At 38.7% G+C, this 23166-nt stretch carries 15 protein-coding genes and 1 pseudogene; 8 read left to right on the top strand and 8 right to left on the bottom strand.

Annotated features, from left to right (window positions below; all coding sequences use genetic code 11):
• The first annotated feature begins 55 nt into the window (after window positions 1–55).
• Window positions 56–786, top strand: a pseudogene (locus tag NQT65_RS07200) (transglutaminase-like domain-containing protein).
• Window positions 773–1660, top strand: coding sequence for a cation diffusion facilitator family transporter (locus NQT65_RS07195; protein ID WP_002962252.1), 888 nt, complete (start codon window positions 773–775; stop codon window positions 1658–1660). Before NQT65_RS07200 ends, NQT65_RS07195 begins: the two are co-directional and overlap by 14 nt.
• An 84-nt stretch (window positions 1661–1744) precedes the next feature.
• On the opposite strand, the gene NQT65_RS07190 is transcribed toward NQT65_RS07195, so the two are convergent.
• The 5 genes from NQT65_RS07190 to NQT65_RS07170 all read right to left on the bottom strand — a co-directional run bounded on the left by NQT65_RS07190 (window position 1745) and on the right by NQT65_RS07170 (window position 8498).
• Window positions 1745–4873 carry an efflux RND transporter permease subunit gene (locus tag NQT65_RS07190; RefSeq protein ID WP_256850806.1) on the bottom strand — a complete coding sequence of 1043 codons (3129 nt, stop codon included), beginning with the start codon at window positions 4871–4873 and terminating at the stop codon, window positions 1745–1747.
• Between the two features lie 10 nt (window positions 4874–4883).
• Window positions 4884–5780, bottom strand: coding sequence for an efflux RND transporter periplasmic adaptor subunit (locus NQT65_RS07185; RefSeq protein ID WP_002962254.1), 897 nt, complete (start codon window positions 5778–5780; stop codon window positions 4884–4886).
• Window positions 5781–5850: 70 nt separating this feature from the next.
• The gene (locus tag NQT65_RS07180) at window positions 5851–7143 is read right to left on the bottom strand and encodes a TolC family protein (protein ID WP_002962255.1); all 1293 of its coding nucleotides are present in this window, start codon (window positions 7141–7143) and stop codon (window positions 5851–5853) included.
• Window positions 7144–7216: 73 nt separating this feature from the next.
• Window positions 7217–7513: a hypothetical protein gene (locus tag NQT65_RS07175; protein WP_236695086.1), complete on the bottom strand. Its 297-nt coding sequence runs from the start codon at window positions 7511–7513 to the stop codon at window positions 7217–7219.
• An 85-nt stretch (window positions 7514–7598) separates the two neighbouring features.
• Window positions 7599–8498, bottom strand: coding sequence for a cation efflux transmembrane domain-containing protein (locus NQT65_RS07170; RefSeq protein WP_002962256.1), 900 nt, complete (start codon window positions 8496–8498; stop codon window positions 7599–7601).
• A 165-nt stretch (window positions 8499–8663) separates the two neighbouring features.
• Between NQT65_RS07170 and NQT65_RS07165 the strand changes: the two genes are divergently transcribed.
• From NQT65_RS07165 to NQT65_RS07145, 5 genes are all read left to right on the top strand, one after another.
• Window positions 8664–9014, top strand: a complete 351-nt coding sequence (locus NQT65_RS07165; RefSeq protein WP_010557528.1) for a hypothetical protein — start codon at window positions 8664–8666, stop codon at window positions 9012–9014.
• An 81-nt stretch (window positions 9015–9095) separates the two neighbouring features.
• The gene (locus tag NQT65_RS07160) at window positions 9096–10313 is read left to right on the top strand and encodes a TolC family protein (RefSeq protein ID WP_024032672.1); all 1218 of its coding nucleotides are present in this window, start codon (window positions 9096–9098) and stop codon (window positions 10311–10313) included.
• A gap of 64 nt (window positions 10314–10377) precedes the next feature.
• The gene (locus NQT65_RS07155; RefSeq protein ID WP_055018869.1) at window positions 10378–11634 is read left to right on the top strand and encodes an efflux RND transporter periplasmic adaptor subunit; all 1257 of its coding nucleotides are present in this window, start codon (window positions 10378–10380) and stop codon (window positions 11632–11634) included.
• 11 nt (window positions 11635–11645) lie between these two features.
• Window positions 11646–14846: an efflux RND transporter permease subunit gene (locus NQT65_RS07150; protein ID WP_055018868.1), complete on the top strand. Its 3201-nt coding sequence runs from the start codon at window positions 11646–11648 to the stop codon at window positions 14844–14846.
• A 684-nt stretch (window positions 14847–15530) separates the two neighbouring features.
• The gene (locus NQT65_RS07145; RefSeq protein WP_004588794.1) at window positions 15531–15725 is read left to right on the top strand and encodes a (2Fe-2S)-binding protein; all 195 of its coding nucleotides are present in this window, start codon (window positions 15531–15533) and stop codon (window positions 15723–15725) included.
• 71 nt (window positions 15726–15796) lie between these two features.
• Here NQT65_RS07145 and bfr (NQT65_RS07140) read toward each other — a convergent pair whose 3' ends face one another.
• The 3 genes from bfr (NQT65_RS07140) to NQT65_RS07130 all read right to left on the bottom strand — a co-directional run bounded on the left by bfr (NQT65_RS07140) (window position 15797) and on the right by NQT65_RS07130 (window position 17984).
• Window positions 15797–16261 carry a bacterioferritin gene (gene bfr, locus NQT65_RS07140; protein WP_004588793.1) on the bottom strand — a complete coding sequence of 155 codons (465 nt, stop codon included), beginning with the start codon at window positions 16259–16261 and terminating at the stop codon, window positions 15797–15799.
• Between the two features lie 12 nt (window positions 16262–16273).
• Complete coding sequence (gene bfr, locus NQT65_RS07135; protein ID WP_024031963.1) at window positions 16274–16747, bottom strand: bacterioferritin; 474 nt, start codon at window positions 16745–16747, stop codon at window positions 16274–16276.
• A 166-nt stretch (window positions 16748–16913) separates the two neighbouring features.
• Entirely contained in the window at window positions 16914–17984 is a 1071-nt protein-coding gene (locus NQT65_RS07130; protein ID WP_256850805.1) for a PepSY-associated TM helix domain-containing protein, read from the bottom strand.
• 422 nt (window positions 17985–18406) lie between these two features.
• Between NQT65_RS07130 and NQT65_RS07125 the strand changes: the two genes are divergently transcribed.
• On the top strand, window positions 18407–23164 hold the full coding sequence (locus NQT65_RS07125; protein WP_256850804.1) for a PAS domain-containing protein: 4758 nt from the start codon (window positions 18407–18409) through the stop codon (window positions 23162–23164).
• Window positions 23165–23166: the final 2 nt, after the last annotated feature.

Genomic DNA, 23166 nt, shown 5'->3' with positions numbered 1-23166 from the left:
CTATAGTTACTATAGAATCTATAGTATAGGTATGCAACGAAAGGGATATATAAAAATGACTGAGAAATATTTAAACAATACGAATATCGTTAATTTTGAACACAAAGATATCCAATCCCTGATCGATCAACGAGGGTGGAAAAATTTGGATAATTTCAACAAAATTGGTGCCGCTTATCAGTTTGTAAAAGATGAAATAATGTTTGGCTATAACAAGAGTGATGATATTTCAGCAAGCGATGTGCTAGCAGATGGTTATGGACAATGTAATACTAAGGGTAATCTGTTAATGGCACTATTGCGTGGACTAGGTATCCAGTGTCGTTTCCAAGGTTTTACCATTGATCAGCAACTACAAAAAGGTGCTATCCCAAGCTTGTATTTTGGTTAGCACCTAAATACATCATTCATAGTTGGGTAGAAGTTTACTTTGAAGGGCGTTGGATAAACTTAGAGGGCTTTATATTGGATGAGCAATACTTAAGCTCACTACAGCAGAAATTTAGCCAAGCAAAAGATGAGTTTTGTGGTTATGGTGTTGCAACAAAGTGCTTATCTTCACCCGGTACGGATTGGCGTGGAGAGGATACCTATATTCAAAAAGAAGGTATTCATGACGACTTTGGGCTTTATGATTCACCAGATAAGTTCTATCTCGAAAAAGGTACTAATCTATCAGGTGTAAAACGTTGGTTGTATCAACGAGTGATCCGACATTTGATTAATATGAATGTATCAAAAATAAGAAATAAAAAAGTACTGGAGGTACAAAATGCACAACCATAGTCACAGTCATCAGCATGGTAAAGACGACCGGATTGGTTGGGCATTTTTCCTTAATGTGATATTTACCATTATCGAATTTATAGGTGGTTGGCTCACAAACAGTACGGCGATAATGGCGGATGCCGTTCACGATCTTGGTGATAGTCTTTCAATAGGTTTTGCGTGGATTTTAAGTCGTTTTTCAGATAAAGAAGCATCAGACAAATTCAGCTATGGTTATCGCCGACTTACACTTTTTGGTGCATTGGTAAATAGTATTGTTTTGATTATCGGCTCTATTTGGGTTTTATTTGAAGCAATACCTAAGCTGTCCAATCCTGAAATGCCTGTAGTTGAGGGGATGTTAGGGCTAGCCATACTCGGTGTTGCCGTAAATGGTTATGCGGTATTCAAATTAAAAGCGGGTGAAACACTAAATGAAAAAGTGCTGACATGGCACCTACTTGAAGATGTACTCGGTTGGGTTGCCGTTCTTATAGTCTCTATTGTATTGTTGTTCGTTGAACTGCCGATATTAGATCCTCTATTATCAATAGGGTTTACGCTGTTTATCTTATTTAACGTTTTCAAAAATCTTAAATCAACATTGGTGCTTTTTCTTCAAGCTGCACCCGATAAAGAGACCCAAGAGCGTATTAAGCAGTCATTAATTGAATTTCCTGAAGTAAATGGTATACACCATATGCATTTTTGGTCACTGGATGGTGAAAGTCACGTTTTAACAGCGCACCTTGAGCTGAGTGACAACTTTGACGTTAAAGAATTAATTAAGCTTAAACAAGAGGTTGCAGCTAAATTATCTTCCTATCATTTATCGCATACGACGATAGAGTTTGAGTTTTTAAATGAAAATTGTAGGGATGAAGCAGAGTAAGTTTTATCAATAAAATTTTGGAGCATACAATATAAAAAGCAGCTTAATTAGGCATAACTTAGTAATTAAGCTGCTTTTTTGCTTTTAGATTTCGTCGGATTGCTGTTTGTTACTCTCAGCGCCATGCGCCCATTGATATAAAATAGGCAATACAAACAAAGTTAAAATGGTAGAAGATACAATACCGCCGATAACAACTGTTGCTAGTGGTCGTTGTACTTCTGCACCAATTCCAGTGTTTAACGCCATTGGAATAAAACCTAAACTTGCGACCAGTGCCGTCATTAAAATAGGTCTTAAACGAATGATGGCACCTTCAATGATCGCTACGTATAGGTCGCCTTTTTTATGCCAAAGATCTCGAATAAAAGCCAACATAACCAAGCCATTTAATACTGCGACACCTGACAATGCAATGAAGCCGACACCTGCCGAAATTGATAAGGGCATGTCTCTTAAATAAAGTGAAAATACGCCCCCTGTTAATGCTAAAGGCACGCCACTGAAAATGATTAATGCATCTTTTAATGAACCAAATGCTATAATCAAAATACCTAGGATAACAACCAATGTTATCGGTACAACTAGGCTTAATCGCTTACTTGCTGATTCTAGTTGTTCAAACGTTCCACCATAATCAAGCCAGTATCCTGCTGGAATTTCTCCTTCCTGATTAATTTTAGCTTTAACTTCTTTTACAAAACCGCCTAAATCTCTACCACGAACATTGACGGTAACCACAACTCTTCTTTTTCCGTTCTCTCGGCTAATCTGCGCGGGTAAAGACTCTGATTTAAGCTCTGCAACTTCTTCAATTGGCACATAGTTACCATTCTCAAGTGGAAGCGGCAGATGCTTCAAGCTATCGATATCCGTTCTTATTTGCTCTGGTAGGCGAACAACTAACTCAAACCGTCTGTCACCTTCATAAATGATCCCCGCAGATTCACCGCCAATCGCAGTGGCAACCCAGTCTTGCAATTCGGTAACGTTCAATCCATACCTACCAAGCGCTTCTCGTTTAGGAATTACTGATAAAGATGGAACACCTGTGACCTGTTCCATTCGAGCATCAGCGGCACCATCCACGGTTTTCACAATATTTAGAATATCTTTTGCGGTAAGTAATAACCGATCCAAATCATCACCAAATATTTTGATGCCGACATCAGCTCTAACGCCAGAAATCAATTCATTGAAACGCATTTGAATAGGCTGAGTGAATTCATAGTTGTTGCCTGGAATGTTTTTCAGTACTTTTTCCATTTCTTCAACTAATTCACTTTTTGGTTTTGAAGGTTCGGCCCATTCTTTACGTGGTTTTAAAATAACAAAGATATCAGCAATACTCGGTGGCATTGGGTCGGTTGCTACTTCTGGTGTGCCAATGCGCGAGAATACTTTATCAACTTCAGGAAACGCTTTAATACGTTGCTCAAGTACTTCTTGCATTTCTACTGATTGCTCTAGGCCAGTCGATGGAATTCTTAATGCCTGTAGTGCAATATCACCTTCATTTAATTGAGGAACAAATTCTGTCCCAAGCGTAGTTGCTAACCAAAGGCTATACCCCATTAACAGCGTTGAGAATGAAACAATAATCCAACGAAATTTCATCGCCATTTTTAACAATGGTTCATAAATAGACTTGGTTGAACGAATAACTACACTTTCTTTTTCGCTGATTTTACCTTTCATAAACACAGCTACAGCAGCAGGAACCAGTGTAACTGAAAGGATCATTGCGGAAATTAACGCCATAACGACAGTTGCCGCCATAGGGTGGAACATTTTCCCTTCAACGCCAGTTAGCGTGAAAATGGGGATGTAAACAACAGTGATAATTGCCACACCAAACAAGCTTGGACGTATCACTTCTGAAGTGGCTTCAAAAACGGTATTTAGGCGTTCTCTTAAGTCTTGCCTATGACCGTTGTGTTGGGCCTGTGCTAACCTACGGACAGAGTTTTCAACGATGATTACAGCCCCGTCCACTATCAAGCCAAAGTCCAATGCGCCGAGACTCATTAAATTGGCAGATACTCCTGCTTGCACCATACCTGTGATTGTCATTAACATGGAAATAGGGATAACAGCAGCGGTAATGAGAGCTGCACGTAAATTTCCAAGTAGAATAAATAACACAACAATAACTAAAAGCGCACCTTCAACGAGGTTTTTGGTAACGGTTGCAATCGCTTTATCTACTAACGTTGTTCTGTCGTAAACAGGCTCTGCGGTAATGCCCTTTGGCAGAGATTTTTGTATTTCGCTGAGCTTATGTTCCACTTCTAAAGCAACGGTGCGAGAATTCTCACCAATCAGCATCATGGTTGTACCAAGCACTGTCTCAATGCCATTACGAGTAGCAGCCCCTGTTCTAAGTTCTTTGCCTATAGCAACATTGGCAACATCACTTATTTTTACAGGAATACCATCGTTCTTTTTGATGATGACATTGAGGATTTCATCCATTGTCGCAAGTTGCCCGATGGAGCGCACTAACACTTGTTGTCCGTTTTGCTCAATATAACCCGCGCCACGGTTATCATTATTTTTACGTAATGCATCAGAAACGTCTTCAAAGCTTACCTGATGAAAAAGTAATTTTTCGGGTTTCGGCGTTATATGATACTGCTTGTTATAGCCGCCGATGCTGTTGACCTCAATGACGCCTTTAACTTGAGCCAATTGCGGTTTAATGATCCAGTCTTGTATTTCTCTTAAGGCAATAGCGGTATAAGGCTCTCCATTAGGCATTTTAGCGTCAGGAGAAGCTTGTACGGTATACATAAATATTTCACCAAGCCCTGTGGAAATAGGACCCATCTCTGGCTCTAAGCCAGAGGGAATAACGCCTTTTATCGCAGCTAATCTTGCATTGATTAAGTTGCGTGCGAAATAAATATCGGTTCCCTCTTCAAAGATAACGGTCACCTGGGATAAACCATATCTTGAAAGAGAGCGGGTGTGAGACAGCTTTGGTAGTCCAGCTAATGCGTTTTCTACTGGAAAAGTTACCCTTTGCTCCGCTTCTAAAGGTGAATAACCGGGGGCAGAGGTATTTATTTGTACCTGTACGTTTGTTATATCTGGAACAGCATCAATGGGAAGTTTTTGATAACTCCACATACCAACGCCGATGATTACCATCAGCAAGCTTAATACTAAATAGCGCCTATTTATTGCAAGACGCAAAATTGATTCAATCATATTGCGTCTCCTAATCGTCGTCTTCTACTTCAGATTTCAAGATATCTGCTTTAATCAGATAACTGTTTTTGTTTACATATTCAGCGTCTTTACTGAGGCCATCAATGACCTCGATATAGTTTTTGTCTGAACGACCAAGGACAAGTGGTGCAAACTCGTACTCTTCATTTTCTTTTACAAAGACACCTAATTGTCCACCTAGCTCTTGTATGGCAACTTTCTCGACCGCTAAATCCACCTCAAATTGGTTTATCTTTACGTTGCCTTTTAATAATTGACCTGACGTTAGCTTTAACTCAGTGTTGTTTAATCGTACCCGTGCTAAAACATAAGGCTGATCTTTAGCTGGAATAATATTAGTGATGACTGAACTGAATGCGTGTTCACCTTGCTCAATATCAACATGCTGACCGACTTTGATTTGATTATATTGGCTGGTAAACACCTTAAATTCAGCCCACAAGGTGTCAAATTTGACGATTTCAAACAAGCTAGTGTTTTGCGTGATACCGCCAATATTTCCATTTCGCTGTAAAACAGTCCCAGAAACAGGCGATGTTATTTTATAAGTATTTAAGCTCTCATTAGATTCAATAACGGCTAATAGATCGCCTTTTTTTACCGTATCACCAACAGTGAAGTTTATTGTCTTTATAACGCCGTTATATCTAGCGCTAACTTGAAATAATTGTTCAGCGCCTATCGTCGTAGAGCCGTATACAGGGATAGTTTGGTTCAACGTTTTTGAAGCTAAATAGGCTGTTTCAACACCAACCTTTTTTGCCATGTTATTGTCGATTTTGCTTATGCCTTCTTCGCCTTCATGTTCATCTTCACTAGCGAAAACACTTTGAATGGGTGATAGATACCCAATAAAAATCAATAGTGCGAGTAAATAGTTTTTCATTTTGAATTCCTAAACGATTCAGTTAATCACTGAATCAATAAATTGTTATTAAACTTAAAGTGATGTTTATTTAGAGTGACAGCGCTTCGTTTGTTAGTTTTTCTATCTCTGCGCCATAAATTAGGGCAGCAGATGCCGCGTCAATAAGGGTTCGCCGAGCATTTAACAGCTCTTGTCTAGCCGATACATAATCAAGATATCCATATCGACCTTTTTGATAGGCGTCTTGAGTATCTTCCAGTGCATCTTCAAGCATTGGGATAACCGACTGCTTTAATGAATTAGCTGTTAATATGGCTTGTTTTCTATTGGAGTATGCTCGTAGTAAGTGATTTCTAAATCTTAACTTAGTCGCCTCTTTCTCTATGGCAACTTGGTCACGCTCTGCTAGCGCACTAGCGATTGCGCCAGAATTTCGCTTTTCAGCAAACAAAGGTAAGCTAAAGCCAGCGACCAGTGCCGTATCATTGGCTTCTTGAGAGCGCCTAACACCAACAGACCATTTGATATTGGCCGTTGACTCTGTTTTAGCCAACTGTAACTCGGCCTCTTTTAGTCGCTGCTCACTTGCATAAACTTGAATAGCAGGGTTTTTCTCTAATTTCGCAAAGAGACTACTAAAATCACTATCATTGCCAAATTGAAACAGATCTCCAGTTACTCTAGAGAATGACACTGATGTTTCTCCCCAGTAAGCTGATAAAGAAAGCTTTAGATATTCCAAGCGCTTTTGTTCAGATTGAAGGGTGAGGTTAGCCTGAGCAATAACTGCTTTTGAGCGTTTCACTTCAGCCTCAGGAGTAGCACCTGCGCGGTTACGCTGAGATACAATCTCTAAGGTTTCTTGTGCTAAGCTCAAAGCATTTTCTGCCAATATAACTCTTTGTTGGGCTGCAAGTACTTCCACGTACTTCTCAGTGACTTGAGCCATTAAATTAAGCGCAGAGACTTCTTTTTCAGCAGTGAGTAGTGTTCTTGATTTTGAAACAATTCCAATCCGCGCTGAGCGTTTATCTCCCATTTCGATAACCGAAGATAGAGCGACTGTTAATTCAGCACTGTCGAATGTATTAAATTCACCTGAGCCTGCAAAGTTCTCAGCTTCAAGCTCTAGTTCATAAGCAGGATTTAAACTTGCGATTTGTTCTCGTCCAATTAATGCCGTTTGCTTGAAATCAAATATTTTAAGTTCTGGATTTTGTTTAAGCGTCCACTGAATTGCCTCTTGAAGGTTTAACTGCTTCTCAAAGGCATAAACATTAAATGTAAAAAGTGACAAAGCGAGAAACGCGATATATTTAAGCCGAGGTGTTACACACCTTAAAATTGCTATCTTGCGATGCACACAGGTATTAAGTGCCATGTATACTTTCCTATAAATTTATATGTGATATTTAGGTCATTAACATTTGACCTTTCTTAATTTTCTATAAAATTTAGGCGTATTTAGGTGGGCGGAATGGCACCGAGATATAGCCTTTTAGCTCAGGGGAAACTAAGGCGTAGGTAAGGAAGTGATCTGTTGCTTGTAAAATATTACAAGAAGAATCTGTATTTAAAAATAACTGACAGCAGCAACAAAAATTACAATTATCAATTAAAGTTTGGCTATTACCCTCCTCAAATAAATTAGAGCTTTCAGGAGCTTTTAGCGGGGTAATAGACTCAGTTAGTGATATATTAAAAGAACTTTCAATTAAGTTTCCTTCAATCTCTTCTTGCGAAAAAAACACAGACTGCACCGCGATTAAAATCATTATCACGTATGATATATATGGTTTAAAATATGACGGGTGCATTCTTTTAACTACTTTCTACTTAAGACTTTAGCTGTAAGATGCGGCGAGCACCGTTTAAAACGACAACAGCAATAATCAAACCAATCACTAAATCTGGATAACGGCTGCTAGTTACTGTAACTAATAAGCCAGCTAAGATTACACCTACGTTTGCGATTACGTCATTTGCGGAAAAAATCCAACTCGCTTTCATATGAGCGCCGTCTTCTTTGTTGCCAAATATTAAAAACAGACAAGCAATGTTAGCGATTAGTGCTATTCCACCAAATATCATCATTAAAGAAGAGATAGGTTCACTACCGTAAATAAAGCGTCTTACGACTTCACTCAAAGCACCTAGCGCTAGAATAATTTGAAGTACACCAGATATATGTGCCGCTCTAAGTTTCATGCTTATGCTTTTACCGACAGCATATATAGCTAAACCATAAACAGCAGCATCAGCAAACATATCTAATGAGTCGGCAATAAGGCCAGCAGATTGCGCAATAATCCCAGCAATTACTTCTATAAAAAACATGACTCCATTAATGGCTAACAACCATTTTAGCGTTGATGCTTCTTTCATCTCATTTTTTTGGGCTAGATCTTTTGCTTTTGCAGCTTCGGTGCTGCAACTTTCTTTAGTTGATGCCAACTCTGCACCGAGATTGAGTTGTTGTAATTTTTTTGTTATCTCATCTAAATTTTCATCATGAAAAACCTTGACTAAACGGCTAGGAATATCAAATTGCAACCCAACTGAAGGCTCAATTGAGTCAAGTGCTAACCTAATCAATCTCTCTTCTGAAGGACAGTCCATTTGAGGTACTTTAAATGTACTGACAAACGCGCCACTATAGTTATCTAATTGTGTATCAATTTTTACATCTTCATTGGTAGAAGATGATTGACACTGACCACTACATTTTTCTGACATATTTAACACTCCGTAATAATATTAAAATAAGTATAAAATCTATAGTGGCTATAGAGTCAAATAAAAAATTATTTAATGTAAAAGCGTGGAAACTGAATTGAAAAGCTAGTTTAAGAAAATAGTTTCTGCTAGTATTTTAAATACTATATTTAACTGGTGATAACTTTGAACCTTAATGTTGTACTAAAAATGCTCTTGGTTATTTCGATTGTTTTACAATCGTTAACTGCTGTAGCATCCTCAACATCTGAGAATCACCAAATAGATATAGAGCACCTTCAAACTCAACATGATCATGCAGATGATCGAAATGTCTCAAATGATAATGTAGGTGATGAGCAGCATAATGAAAAAGATTGTCATCACTGCGGTCATTGCAGTGGCAGCCACTTATCTTGGATTTTAGTCAGTAATTCAAATACCACGGGCAAACTAAACATTATCAATAAAACGCCTTATCAAATTGATCAAACAAATACTTACCTTGAAGCGATACTTCGCCCACCCATTTCTTAATTAGATTGATTTTTAATGACCTATTTGTCCATGAGAAGGATAAAGGGTTCGTGTTTATAAATTAAAAAATTAAGAAGTTTTATGTATATATTTTTAAAAAATGCAGGTTTAACCCTGTCTTTATGCATGGCTGTGAGTTTTTCAGTTGCCACTTATGGCAAACAGAAAAGTATTTCATGGCTAGATAGTCAAATAAATAAAGATCCCGAAGTTGTTGCGGCTAAAGAGTTACTTAATGCAAGTAATCATAGAGCCAAAAGCTTAACTCAAGCCGTATATAACCCAGAGCTTGAAGCAAGCTATGAAAAAGAAGGTGATTTTGATAATTACTCTATTGGTATCAGTCAAACGATAGATTTTTGGGATAAGCAATCAACAAATAAAACCATTGGTGAAATTGATGTTTATGCAAACCAGCAACAATTGTTATCTCTACTCGATTCTAAAAAGGCTAATGCCTTAACTGCATTAGTTAATTGGCAAGCAGCAAAAAAAGCTGCTCAGTTACTTTCAGAAAGAGAAGAGCAATTGCAAACGCTCGTTGGAATTGTTGAAGACAAACGAAAAGCTGGACTTCTAGAGCCACTTGACGCTGAGCTAGTCTATTTAAACTTGTCGCAAATTTTTAGTGAAATATCTGAGTCTCAAATTGCTTTGAAAAATGCAGAGGTAAAGGTTCAGGAGTTATTGCCTGATTGGACGCCTAATACTACCAATTTGTTTTCATTTACTTTTGGAGCAACAAGCTACTCATTTAACTCCCAGTGGGTTGAGGAACATCCAAAAGTTAAACTTGCTAGAGCGAAATGGAAGGGACAACAATCTAAAGCTCAACTAACCACTATGGAATCTAAAGCTAATCCAACCATTGGCGTTAGCGCAGGGAAAAGTGGAGATGAAGACTTGGTTGGTGTGACTTTTTCAATGCCTTTAAACATCAGAAATAACTATACAGATAATGTTAAAGCCGCTTATTCAGAAGCCATTGCAGCCGAGGCGAATTTTCAGTCGGTATATCGAAAGCAGTCTTTTGAAGCAAAAGCTAATTATGAATCGCTTAATGTCAGTAGAAAATACTACGAGCAATGGCAAAAGCTCACCCAAGGTAGGTTGGCTAGCAGCGCAAATTTATTAAATAAGCGCTGGCAAGCTGGTGACATAAACACTTCTGATTATTTACTCGCATTAAATCAACGTGCGGAAGGGCTTCATGCAGGAATACGTTTGGAAAATCAATTCAAGCTTGCAGAAATATCCTTCATTTTAAGTATGGGTCAGTTATCCAAATTTGAGATTTGAGCGCTTTGTTTTTTCAGTAGCGAAAAACGAAATCTTAAATTTATTAAAAATATAGGTTACAAAAATGAATACAGTAATTAGTAAAAAATTTTTAGCCGTAGTAATTAGCAGCCTGTTAGTTGGGTTTAGTACAAATCATGATGCTTTTGCACAGTCGTCAGATGGAACTGGTTCTGTCACAAACGTTTCGAAACAAGAAGAAAAAGAACATCAAGATGAGCATGAACACGAAAAGGGACATGAAGAAGATAAAGGTGACCATGACGAGCACGGCCATGAAGGTGGTAATAGAGAGGGAGAAGAAGAACATGAAGAAGGTATCACTATTGATCCAAAGAAGATGTCGCTTGCTAACATTAAAGTGGAAAGTGTTAAGCCTGAATATCAATTTAGCTCCGTATATGCACCTGGCGAAATAAAAGCTAATGGCTATAAAAGTTATGTGGTATCACCACGTACAGAGTCAGTAATTATCAGTCGCCATGCAGCGCTTGGCGAGTATGTAGAAATAGGTCAGAAGTTAGTTACATTATTTAGTGAAGCAATGGCACAAGCACAAGCTGACTATTTAATCGCTTCAACCGAATGGCAACGTGTAAAAAAGCTGGGTAATAAGACGGTGAGTGAAAGTCGATTATTACAAGCTGAAACAACATACAATGCGAGCTATGGCAAGCTCATTGCTTTAGGGTTAACTGAAAAAGCAATAAATGGTATTTCTAACAAAGACATTAAAGCATTTGGACAATATGCATTAACGGCGCACCGTGAAGGTGTCGTGCTTCAAGACGACTTTATCCAAGGGCAACGTGTTGATGCTGGGGATTCAGTCATGTTGTTAGCTGATGAAAAACAACTATGGGTTGAAGCAAAAGTTTCTCCAAATAAAAAGCTAAATTTATCAATTGATTCTCCTGCGGTACTTAAATTAGAAGGCCAGAGTTACAATGCCAAAGTTATCCAAGAAGCCCATACAATTGATCCCGTAACTCGTACAAGAATTATTAGATTGGGGGTACAGAATGCTGATGATAACCTTCATTCAGGTATGTTTGTAAAAGTTTACTTTCAGTTTGCCACAAAGCAGAAAGTGATGGCTGTGCCAGAAGAAGCATTGATCCGCAGCGCAGATGGTGATTGGACCGTATTTGTCGAAGACCACCCTGGAGAATTTAAAGCTGTAGAAGTAGAACTAGGCCGAGCCTTAGGTGATTTTAGGGAAATCATTGGCCTTGATAGTGGGACGCGAATTGTAACCAAAGGCGCATTTTTTGTTGCTTCTGAAATCGCTAAAGGCGGATTTGATCCGCATAACCACTAAGGAGCAAGACTATGTTTAATAAAATAATAGATTGGTCTGTTAATAATAGACTCCTGATTTTGATTGCGCTGTTTGCCACAATTGTCGGCGCAATTATGGTTATACCAAAACTAAATTTAGATGCCTTTCCTGATGTTACTAATGTTCAAGTTGCTGTAAATACTGAAGCGCCAGGACTAGCTGCTGAAGAAGTTGAACAACTCATTACGTACCCCATTGAAGCGGTCATGTATGCCTTACCTGATGTAGAACAAGTGCGCTCAATTTCTAAGACAGGCTTGTCTGGCGTCACGGTTGTTTTCAAAGAAGGCACCGACATTTACTTTGCAAGACAACTTGTATTTGAGCGTCTTCAAGCCGCAAAAGAACTGATACCAGAAGGTGTCGGCACACCCGAAATGGGGCCAAACACCTCAGGGCTAGGCCAAGTATTTCAGTACCTTCTTATTTCAGATAAAGATGCAGGCTATGATGCTATGGCACTCAGGAGTCTCAATGATTGGGTAGTAAAATTACTCGTTATGCCTGTCGATGGTGTTACTGATGTACTCTCCTTTGGAGGTATTGTTAGGCAGTACCAAGTAAATGTAGATCCATCTAAGCTTCTTTCTTATAACCTAACGCAAGAAGACGTTGTTGGTGCCCTAGATAACAACAATGCCAATGTTGGCGGATGGTATATGAACCGTGGGCAAGAGCAGCTTGTTATTAGAGGTGCAGGTTGGTTTGAAAGTGGTGACGCTGGTATTAGTAATATCAAACAAGTTCCCGTCAAAACAGTTGATGGGACAGTTGTGACGGTTTCGGATATTGCTAAAGTTGAAATGGGCAGTGAAATTCGTCAAGGTGCTGTCACAATGACGCGCAAAACCGAAGACGGTAAAGTCGAAAATTTAGGTGAAGTTGTCTCTGGCATTGTCTTAAAACGCATGGGGTCTAATACTAAAGCCACCATTGATGGTATCAATGCAAGAATCCCATTGATTAATCAAGCATTGCCTAAAGGTGTTCGCTTTGAACCATTTTATGATCAGGCTGATTTGATTGAAAAAGCCGTTGATACAGTAGTTGATGCACTATTACTAGCATTTATTTTCATCTGTATTGTATTAGCACTATTTTTAATGAATATACGTGCAACCTTCCTTGTCCTAATATCTATTCCAATTTCAATTGGTATCGCGTTAATGATCATGGCTTGGTGGGGCATTTCTGCAAACCTTATGTCATTGGGTGGCATTGCCGTAGCCATTGGTATGCTAGTTGATGGTTCAGTCGTGATGGTTGAAAACATGTTTAAGCATTTAAATAGACCAGACTCTACCCATTTAAAAACTGTAAAAGAAAGAGTGCCTAGTGCTGATACTGATCCACATGATGTAGAACAAGATGAGCATGGTATTAAGTTACGTCTTCAAAATGCGGGTAAAGAAGTGGCTCGTCCCGTATTTTTTGCAGCTTCTATTATTTTAGTTGTATTTACGCCTTTATTTAGCTTTGAAGGTGTTGAGGCAAAGTTATTTCAACCTATGGCAATAAGCATCATTTTAGCTGTTATATCTGCTATTGTGGTTGCGTTGTTTTTTGTACCCGCTTTAGCTACTTATTTATTTAAGTCAGGTGTAAAAGAGAGGGAAAGCTTTGTTCTTAGGCCATTAGACAAACTCTACAGAAAAGGGCTTACATTCGCACTAAAACGCACCAAATTAGTCATTTCAGCCGCACTTATATTAGTTTTCTCTGCCTTTGCATTAGTTCCATTAATTGGTACTGAATTTGTACCTGAGTTAGAAGAAGGGACGATAAACTTAAGAGCAACGCTTGCACCTTCTTCCAGTTTAGATACCGCGCTCACTGTGGCACCAATTCTAGAAGAAAAACTAATGGCTTTTCCTGAAGTAACCTATGCATTAAGCCGAATTGGTCGAGCAGAAATAGGTGGAGACCCAGAGCCAGTGAATAACATCGAAATTTACATAGGGTTGAAGCCTGTTTCTGAGTGGACCAGTGCATCTAATCGATATGAACTTCAAGGAAAAATGGAGAGATCTCTAGAAGAATTCCCTGGGTTGCTACTCAACTTTTCTCAACCTATTGCGACTCGTGTCGATGAGCTACTATCTGGTGTTAAGGCTCAGTTGGCGATAAAGTTGTTTGGGCCTGAACTTGAGGTACTGGCGGCTAAAGGTCAAGAAATAGAAACAGCAATTAAAAACATTGAAGGTGCAAGGGATGTTGCATTGGAGCAAATTGCTGGTGAAGCGCAATTGGTGATAAGTCCTAACAGGCAAGAACTATCACGCTTTGGATTGTCTGTGAGTGACATAATGGAGGTTGTGCGTGATGGTATTGGTGGTGTTGCAGCCGGACAAATAATCAATGGTAATGAACGTTATGATATTTACGTTCGCATAGAGGAAGAGTACCGAAGTAACAAAGAAGCTATTGCTGATATTCGGCTTCAATCACCTACTGGTGCTTGGGTGCGACTGGGTGACGTAGCCTCAGTCTCATTTGAGTCAGGCCCACCACAAGTTAGACGCGATGATGTACAACGAAGAGTCGTTATCCAAGCAAATGTACAAAATCGAGATATGGGAAGCGTGGTTGCCGATATCAGAACGGTAATTGCTGAAAAGGTTGACTTACCTTCAGGTTATTCTGTTTCGATTGGAGGCCAGTTCGAAAGTCAAAAACGTGCTCAAAATAGGTTAGCTATAGTTGTACCTTTATCGTTAGCACTAATCGCACTACTACTTTACTTTGCCTTTGGTTCTGTTGGTCAAGCTATGCTGATATTGGTCAACGTGCCGCTTGCTGTAATTGGCGGAGTTTTCTCCTTATATTTATCTGGACAATACTTGTCTGTACCAAGCTCCGTTGGCTTTATTACCTTATTTGGTGTAGCGGTATTGAATGGGGTCGTTATGGTAGAAAGTATCAACCAACGTATTAAAGACGGTCTAGAAGCATCTAAAGCCGTTTTTGAAGGCGCTACTTCAAGATTAAGACCTGTACTTATGACTGCTATAACATCAGCTTTAGGTTTGATACCGATGTTAATGTCTAATGGTGTTGGTGCAGAAATACAGCGCCCATTAGCGAGTGTTATTGTTGGCGGCTTGGTAACTGCAACACTGTTAACATTATTTGTTTTACCTGTTTTATATCGCTGGTTTTCAGAGAAAAAAATAAAAGAGCTATCCAGATAAAATTACTGTGAACTCTAACCCCACGCTAAAGTCACGTTTAGCGTGGGGTTATTGAGTAGATGAACGAAAAGAAAGATTAGATTTAACAATAAACTAATAGTCATGACTGCTTTGTCGGAATATTTGTCGTTAAACAGGCCAAAGCTAACTTCCGCTTTCGTATCTTTGCAGTCTTAATCTCTATGTGTCTCAAGGTCGGCTTATGGCACAGAGCAGACCGCCGGTAATTATTGAGTGATGCAATCCACGGCTATAACTGCCCATGAATACAAGTTCTTTATGTAATGAAAAATAAAGATGCGCTGTTGCTACTCCGCAAAGCATCGGCCTAAATAAACTCTACCTCGAAGTAAACCGATTAGCTTTCGTATAACAGATAGGGCAAATTATCAATTCAAATCACTTACTGTAATAGATGTTTTCAAGCGATTTCTCGTTGTTTAAGAAATTTACCTAATAAAAAACATAATTATTTTTAGAGTGTAATTTAGTTAATAAATCTCAATTTAAGTGCCATATTTCATTATAAATCAATAAGTTCTCAACGCGCCGTGAATTCTCGATTTAAGTGGCACTGATCAATTTTTTGAAAAATAACTAATTTTTATTCCACAAACAATTGATAACCATTATTGTTTAGATTAATATGCACCTACTAAATGAAATTGAGAGTAGTTTGTATTCATGTATATTTGTCTTTGTCACGGGGTGACTGATAAAAAAATTGAGCAAACAATTGACGATGGTGCAACTACCATGCGTGAATTAACTAAAGAGCTTAAAGTAGGCAGCCAATGCGGTAAGTGTTGTTGTTGTACTAAAAAGATCCTAAATCGCAAACTTATTGAGATTGCAGATATTACCGATCAAGTCGCTTAATTCGTTATTACAAAATTCAGATACAAAAAAAGCAGCTTATAAAGCTGCTTTTTTTATGACCTAAATTTACCTTACAGTTGAGACTGTAAGTAATTTTCAAGCCCTGTATTTTGAATAAGTAGTTGCTGGGTTTCTAGCCAGTCAATTTGTTCTTCCTGCTCGTTCAAAATATTGTCGAGTGCTTCACGGCTAATATAATCTTTTTTGTTTTCAGCTAATTTAATTGCACTGCGCAAATCATCAATTGTATCAAGCTCAAAGCTCATATTTGCGGCAATCATTTCTTCGCTGTTTTCGCCAATGCGTAAACGGCCTAGGTCTTGTAAGTTAGGTAAGCCTTCTAAAAATAAAATACGTTCGATTAAACGATCGGCGTTTTTCATTTTTTGAATTGAAACTTTGTAGTCTGCTTTATCAAGCTGGCTAAAACCAAAATCTTTAAACATGCGGGCATGCAAAAAGTATTGGTTAATACCCACAAGCTCATTAGCGAGTACTTTATTTAAAGCTGCTATAACGTCTTTATCGCCTTTCATACTTTATGCTCCTTACTCGCCCATTTGTGCTTGGTGGTAATTTTGCGTACCAATTTTATCAATTAGACCAAGTTGTTGCTCTAACCAATAAACGTGATCTTCTTCGGTATCAAATAATAGCTTTTCTAACACTTCGCGAGACTGATAATCTTGCTGCTCTTCACAAATAGCAATTACCTCTTTAACACATGCAACTACTTCAAGCTCCAATGTTAAGTCGTTTTGCATCATGCTTTTTACATCGTTACCAATTAAAAGGTCACGGCGTTTAGTCATGTTAGGCACGCCTTCTAGGAATAAGATGCGTTTTATTAGCCAATCAGCATGATCTTTTTCTTCTTCCATTTCATGGTTAAGGCGTACATATAATTTATCTAAACCCCAGTCATCATACATGCGTGAATGAATAAAATACTGGTCAATTGCGGCTAACTCATTGGCTAACAAAGTATTAAATGCATCGATTACTTTTTGATTACCTTTCATGATAAATCACCTTAACTATTTTAATTGTGCACAGTGTAGTTAAATTTGCGTGTTTTGCAAGTTTTTCTATAAAAATCATTAATTTACAATTGGTTTTGATTCTTATTTAAATTTGCGTTATTGCTTGGTTTATGTACAGTTTTGCATTTTCATTTAACGGGTAATGCTATACCCACTTGTGCCGTTTGCACCATAAATAAACACCACTGAGTATAAAAAATGCTAACGACAGTGATAATAAAAGCCATACAAATTTTACAATCGGCCCTGCAAATGCGCCAGTATGAAACACATATTTAAAGTTCCATACATGGGTGACTGCATTTGCTTTACTGGCATCATACGCGCTAAGCACTTTAGCATTGTATGGATTTACCCACACCCAGCTATAAGCATGGCTTTCTCCTGGGTTTTGCAGGCGTAAAGCGATTGGGTCATTGTGTTTTTTAGGTAAGTAAATACGATACAAAACCCCCTCAGGAAATACATCAAGGGCTTTATTTATTGCTTGGTCGTAGTTAATACTTGCTGTTGATTTTGCTATCACTTTTGGCGCTTTAGGCCTATTTTGTACTTGAGAAAATGCCACGGTTTCTACTAATGTTTTGGTCGCGCTTTTCCAATTAAAGGTGATACCTGTAAAGGCTATAAGCAATAGCGGTAATAAAACATAAACACCCATCACGGTGTGTAGCTGATACATAAGTACTTTAAATTTGGCTTTAGGTTTAATCGCCAGTCGTTTTAGGCGGTTTTTAGGCTTTACCCATAAATAAAAACCCACTAACACATTTATTATTAATAATAGGGCGCATACAGAGACCACATTTTTTAGCGGTTTTTCACCAGAGACTGTTTCAAATAATAGCCAGCGATGCAAAGCAAGGGTAAAACCATACAGCGTGTCATTTGTTTGGTATTGAAAAATTACTTTGCCTGTATACGGGTTCACACTGGCGTTGCTGCCATCACCTAATCTAAATTGCCAGCTGGCATTAGGGTTACTAAGGGGCATAAAGCGGGTGATTTTTTTATCTGTTTGCTGCTGTACTGCGCGGATTAACTCTGCGTGGCTAAGCGTTTTGGTTTGTGGTTCTACCTGCCATTTGTCGGGCTGAATATAATATTGTATGTCATTTGCATAAAGTAAAATGGCGCCGCTAATACTGAGTATTAACAAAAAAAGGCCACTTAGTAAGGCAAGGTATAAGTGAATTCGACGTAACCAGATTTTCAAAAGTAATCTCTATAATAAGCAGTTACAGCAATTGTAAGTGATAGAACAGGTGTTTATCAATTTTTAAAATGTGACCCTTTGTGTAAGCAAACTCCTGTATATAAAACCGCGAACAACACGCCAAGCTTTAGGCCCTTAAATAACGTTTAAAAATTTAGTGGCTTTAAGTCAGTAAAAGTTCGTATGAGTAATGCGCTTTAATTTTTATAATAATGAAATAAACACCAGCTAAAAATTAAAAAATGCACGGTTTGCGTTATTGCTTATTTTTGCGTGTAAATTTTAATTGCAACTTATTGATGTTTAAACTGTAATTATGTGATGTATTTTAAACGCTTTACGGGCTAAAACTTGCGTCTTTTAGGTTTTAGTGCATTAATATAGGTAATAAATAATACAATTACAGTTGTTGGATATATAGCATGGTTGAAGGAAAAAAGTATGGGCTGCTAAATGGCACAGCTCAGTCTGTGCGTAGTAAGCTGATCATTACTTTTTTAGTTATTGCTATTGTTCCACTTTGCTTGCTGACCTGGTTTAGCTTACAGCACGTTAATAATACCTTGCAAAAAAATGCAAATGCAGAGCTTCATGAATTAAGCTCTATCGCATCAGAGTTTGCTAATTTATGGTTTGATGATCACCTTACTGATTTATATACCTTTAAAAATCAGCTTTCTAACTTCCCGCTTGAACAAAGCAAATTAATAAATCATTTTGTTAATCAATATGACTTTGTAAATAGTATAGAAATTATAGCTGCATCGGCGCTTAAGCAGCCCATTATCTCGCCTTACGGGCAGATAAACAAAGGTGAGCTTGGTACGCTTATAAATTCGGTTAATACCTCAACGCCAGCCGCTTTTGGCTCTGTTATGTTAAATGGCAAACAGTTTAATATTGTGGCTATGCCTTTGCTTAATTCGGCGCAACAACTAGAGGGGGTAATTCTCACAGAAGTCAATATTAATGGCCTTTTAAAAAGCTTAAACACCATTCACAACATGCACAACGAAGTGAGTTTTTTTGTACTACATAATAATAAAATAGAGCGCTCTTCAGTAACAAATGCAGATGAGGCGCCTGTTTTTTCGCAAACGGCCCTCACCAGTAAGCAAGTGTTTGATTACGCCAGTGCCAACGGCACGACATACCATGCATATATTAGTGATTTAAATTTTTTAGGTGTGCAAGGGTGGCAACTTTTAGCAGCAAAACCTTTGCACATTATGCTCAAAGACTCTACTTATTATAAGCAGCTGGCTATTTTTACAAATGCAGTTTCTTTACTTCTCATTTTATGCGCAGCGTGGTGGTTTAGTCGGCGCTTATCTAAGCCTTTAATTCAGCTTACCTCCGTAATGGCCCGAATTACCGATGGCGAGAAAGTAAAGGTGCCTACTTTAACTGATAGTCTCGAGTTAAATAGGTTATCAGTAGATCTTCAAAAAATGGTGGCATTTAAAGAAGAGCAGCAGAGCATATTGCAAAAGCAGCGCTCTGCTTTGCAAACTGCGTTTAAACAATTGGATGAGCAAAAAAGTGCCCTCGATGAGCATGCCATTGTAGCGGTAACAGATTTAGCGGGCACTATCACTTTTGTAAATAAGAAGTTTTGTGAAATTAGCGGCTATGAAGAACATGAGCTTATAGGCCAAAATCACCGTTTACTTAACTCAGGAAGGCACGACAAAAGCTTTTTTAAAAGCATGTATAAAACCCTTAAACGGGGTGAAGTATGGAACGGCCAAATATGTAATAAAGCAAAACATGGTGGCTTTTATTGGGTAGACACCACCATAGCGCCATTTTTTGATGAGCACGGTAAACCGCAAAGCTATATAGCCATTCGTACTGATGTCACGCCATTAAAATTACAAGAGCTTGAACTTGAGCAGCACAAAACCCAACTTCAGTTAGTCATAGATACCACCGCCGTAGGAATATGGGATTGGTTTATAGATACCAGCAAAGTGACTTTTAATAATCGCTGGGCAGAAATAATAGGCTATAAACTCAGCGAGTTAGAACCTACCACTATTAATACTTGGTATAAGTTTGCACACCCCGATGATTTGGTTATTTCAGAGCAAAAGCTAAAAGCGCACTTTAATGGTGACACTGATTACTATGTCAGCGAAGCGCGAATGAAACACAAAGATGGCCACTGGGTTTGGGTACTCGATACTGCAAAAGTAGTCGACTGGAACCTAGATGGGTCGCCTCGTCGTATGATTGGAACACATTTAGATATTACCGAGCGCAAGCAAATAGAGTCAGAGCTACAGTATAGCCGCGATCGCTTTGCTTCTTTGGTGGAAAATATTCCGGGGGTTATTTATCGATGTAAGTTCGATAAAGCGTGGACTATGTTGTACATGAGTGACCAAGTAAAAGACATAACAGGCTATACGCCTGATGACTTTATCAATAATAAAACACTAAGCTTTGCCGCTATTATTCACGATGGCGATCAAGATGTTGAGCTGCAAGTAAGTACCTGTATTGCACAAAAACTGCCTTGGTCTATTGAATACAGAGTAAAAAGAAATGATGGCAGTATTCGTTGGGTACACGAAAAAGGCCAAGCAATTTATGGCGATGACAACGAAGTTCTTTATTTAGATGGCTTTATTTTAGACATTACTGAGCGCCATAATACTCAAGTAGAAATTACCCGCCAACAAAACCTGCTTGAGGCAATGAGTAAACAAGGCCAAATTGGTGCATGGGAAATAAACCTTGAAAACCAAACCATGTATTGGTCAGACGAAGTAAAAGTAATACACGAAGTTCCCGACGGGTTTGAACCTAGCATTGATACTGCCATTAATTTTTATAAGCCAGGAGAGCACCGCGATAAAATTAGTACGTTGTTTGAATGTGCGGTGACTTTAGGCGAAAGCTGGAGTGTTGAGCTGATAATTTTAACTTATACCGGTAAAGAGCGCTGGGTTAAGTCGATGGGGCAGGCGGAATTTAAAGACGGTAAATGTGTGCGTGTCTTTGGCTCGTTCCAAAGTATTGATGCACATAAACGCCTAGAGTTAGAAAGCGAAAAAGCAAACGCCTATAACAAAAATTTAGCGTCATTAACGGTTTCGCCTGAGGTACAAAATAGCGACGTTGCGCAAGTTAAAAAGCTGACGATAAAGTCGATGGTAGAGGTATTAAATGTTGAGCGTGCCTCTATTTGGATATTTAACAAACAGTGCGACGAAATGGCGTGCCATGGTTTATATACTCGACAAGATGGATTTGTAGATTTTGACGGCGTTCTTAAAAAGGTTGATTTTCCAAGTTACTATGAGGCTATTTTTGAGCAAAACCTAGTGGCAATTGAAGATGTATATACGCATAAGGCAACCATTGAATTTACGCAAAGTTATACTCAACCATTAAATATTCAATCGATGCTGGATGCGGTTATTTCATCTGGCGATGGAAATTTAGGTATTTTATGCGCAGAAACTGTAGGGGTTAAGCACACTTGGACGCAAAGCGAAGAAACCTATTTGCGCTCTTTGGCTACGTTAGTCGGTAGTACCTTGGTCTCGCAAAAGCGTAAAGAAACCGCTGAAAAGCTAAAGGTTGCTTTAGTGCAAGCACAAGATGCTGCTATAGCAAAAAGTCAGTTTTTAGCAACCATGAGCCACGAAATTCGTACACCGATGAATGGCGTATTAGGCATGTTAGAGCTGGTAGAGTTAGAACCATTAAGTAAACCAATAGAAAAAAAGGTCGCTATTGCTAAAAGCAGTGCTCATTCTTTACTTGGCGTTATTAACGATATTTTAGATTTTTCTAAGGCGGAAGCAGGCAAAGTTGAGCTTGAGCATATACATTTTAATGCGCGCGACTTAATTGGCGAAATAGCCGAGGCACAGGCCTTTACCGCACAAGAAAAAGGCATTGAGATTATTTTAGATTTAGTCTCCTTGGAGCCTTCACATTTAATGGGCGACCCCGGGCGCATACGCCAAGTGGTAACCAACTTAATTAGTAATGCGGTTAAATTTACCAGTCAGGGTGAAGTGGTGGTGAGCGCATCTATAGAAAAAACCGACCAAGACCTACTGCTAAATATAAAAGTAAAAGACTCAGGAATAGGCATAACCGAAGCAAAACAACAGCAATTATTTACCCCTTTTTCGCAAGTGGATGCATCAACCACGCGAGAATACGGAGGTACGGGGCTGGGGCTTGCAATATGTAAACAGTTATGTGAGCTAATGAATGGTAAAATTTCACTGGCGAGCGAACCTGGCAAAGGCAGCGAATTTACTGCAACCATGAAAGTGGCTGAAGGCATCGAAAAAGAACGTACCATCCCTAATATAAATATGAGTTCGTTAAATGTATTAGTGGTTGATGATAACGAGGCAAACCGCTTAGTTATCTCTCAGCAATTAGGGCATTGGGGGGCCAATGTTACGCTTGCTAGTAGTGCAAAACAGGCGCTTGAACTATGTGCACAGCGCATAGAAAATGATCAGCCTATGTTTGATATTGCCGTGCTAGACATGCAAATGCCAGAAATGGATGGAATGGAGCTGTGTAAAGTGCTTAAAGCACATGATGACTATAAAGCCATGCCATTAGTAATGATGACCAGTATTGCAGGTATGGAAGGCGCTCAGCGCTACTCAAAAATTGGTTTTCAGGCTTATTTTCCTAAGCCGGTTACAACCGCCGATTTAATTTCTGCGTTATCGGTTATTACAAGTTCAGACAGCACCGAGCCCCTTCCTTTGGTGACCCCAGGGTATATTTCGTCACTCAGAAAAGAAAAATCAGACACACCTGCAAAAATCTTATTAGTTGAGGATAACCCTGTTAATCAGCATGTTTCTACACTGATGCTTAAAAAGCTAAATTGCGAAGTAATACTGGCGCAAAATGGTCAAGAAGCCATAAATACCTTAAGCGAGCATAACGAAGGGTATTTTGATTTAGTGTTAATGGATTGCCAAATGCCGGTAATGGATGGCTTTGACGCCACGGCTAATATAAGAGACGGTATGGCAGGGGATGAGCACAAAGCAATAAAAATAATTGCCCTAACCGCCAATGCAATGGACTCAGATAAAGAGCGTTGTATTAATGCCGGTATGGATGACTACTTAACTAAACCCATTCAGCTTGATATTTTAAAAGAAAAAATAGAGCAGTACTTTTAGGA

The sequence above is a fragment of the Pseudoalteromonas agarivorans genome, assembly GCF_024518735.1.
GTDB classification, from domain to species: Bacteria; Pseudomonadota; Gammaproteobacteria; order Enterobacterales; family Alteromonadaceae; genus Pseudoalteromonas; species Pseudoalteromonas atlantica.
This window is presented reverse-complemented; position numbering and strand designations above follow the sequence as displayed.

Bases quoted from the DNA above. Each gene is read 5' to 3' on its own strand.
- NQT65_RS07195 (WP_002962252.1), top strand. From the start codon at position 773: ATGCACAACCATAGTCACAGTCATCAGCATGGTAAAGACGACCGGATT.
- NQT65_RS07190 (WP_256850806.1), bottom strand. From the start codon at position 4,873: ATGATTGAATCAATTTTGCGTCTTGCAATAAATAGGCGCTATTTAGTA.
- NQT65_RS07185 (WP_002962254.1), bottom strand. From the start codon at position 5,780: ATGAAAAACTATTTACTCGCACTATTGATTTTTATTGGGTATCTATCA.
- NQT65_RS07180 (WP_002962255.1), bottom strand. From the start codon at position 7,143: ATGGCACTTAATACCTGTGTGCATCGCAAGATAGCAATTTTAAGGTGT.
- NQT65_RS07170 (WP_002962256.1), bottom strand. From the start codon at position 8,498: ATGTCAGAAAAATGTAGTGGTCAGTGTCAATCATCTTCTACCAATGAA.
- NQT65_RS07160 (WP_024032672.1), top strand. From the start codon at position 9,096: ATGTATATATTTTTAAAAAATGCAGGTTTAACCCTGTCTTTATGCATG.
- NQT65_RS07155 (WP_055018869.1), top strand. From the start codon at position 10,378: ATGAATACAGTAATTAGTAAAAAATTTTTAGCCGTAGTAATTAGCAGC.
- NQT65_RS07150 (WP_055018868.1), top strand. From the start codon at position 11,646: ATGTTTAATAAAATAATAGATTGGTCTGTTAATAATAGACTCCTGATT.
- NQT65_RS07145 (WP_004588794.1), top strand. From the start codon at position 15,531: ATGTATATTTGTCTTTGTCACGGGGTGACTGATAAAAAAATTGAGCAA.
- bfr (WP_004588793.1), bottom strand. From the start codon at position 16,261: ATGAAAGGCGATAAAGACGTTATAGCAGCTTTAAATAAAGTACTCGCT.
- bfr (WP_024031963.1), bottom strand. From the start codon at position 16,747: ATGAAAGGTAATCAAAAAGTAATCGATGCATTTAATACTTTGTTAGCC.
- NQT65_RS07125 (WP_256850804.1), top strand. From the start codon at position 18,407: ATGGTTGAAGGAAAAAAGTATGGGCTGCTAAATGGCACAGCTCAGTCT.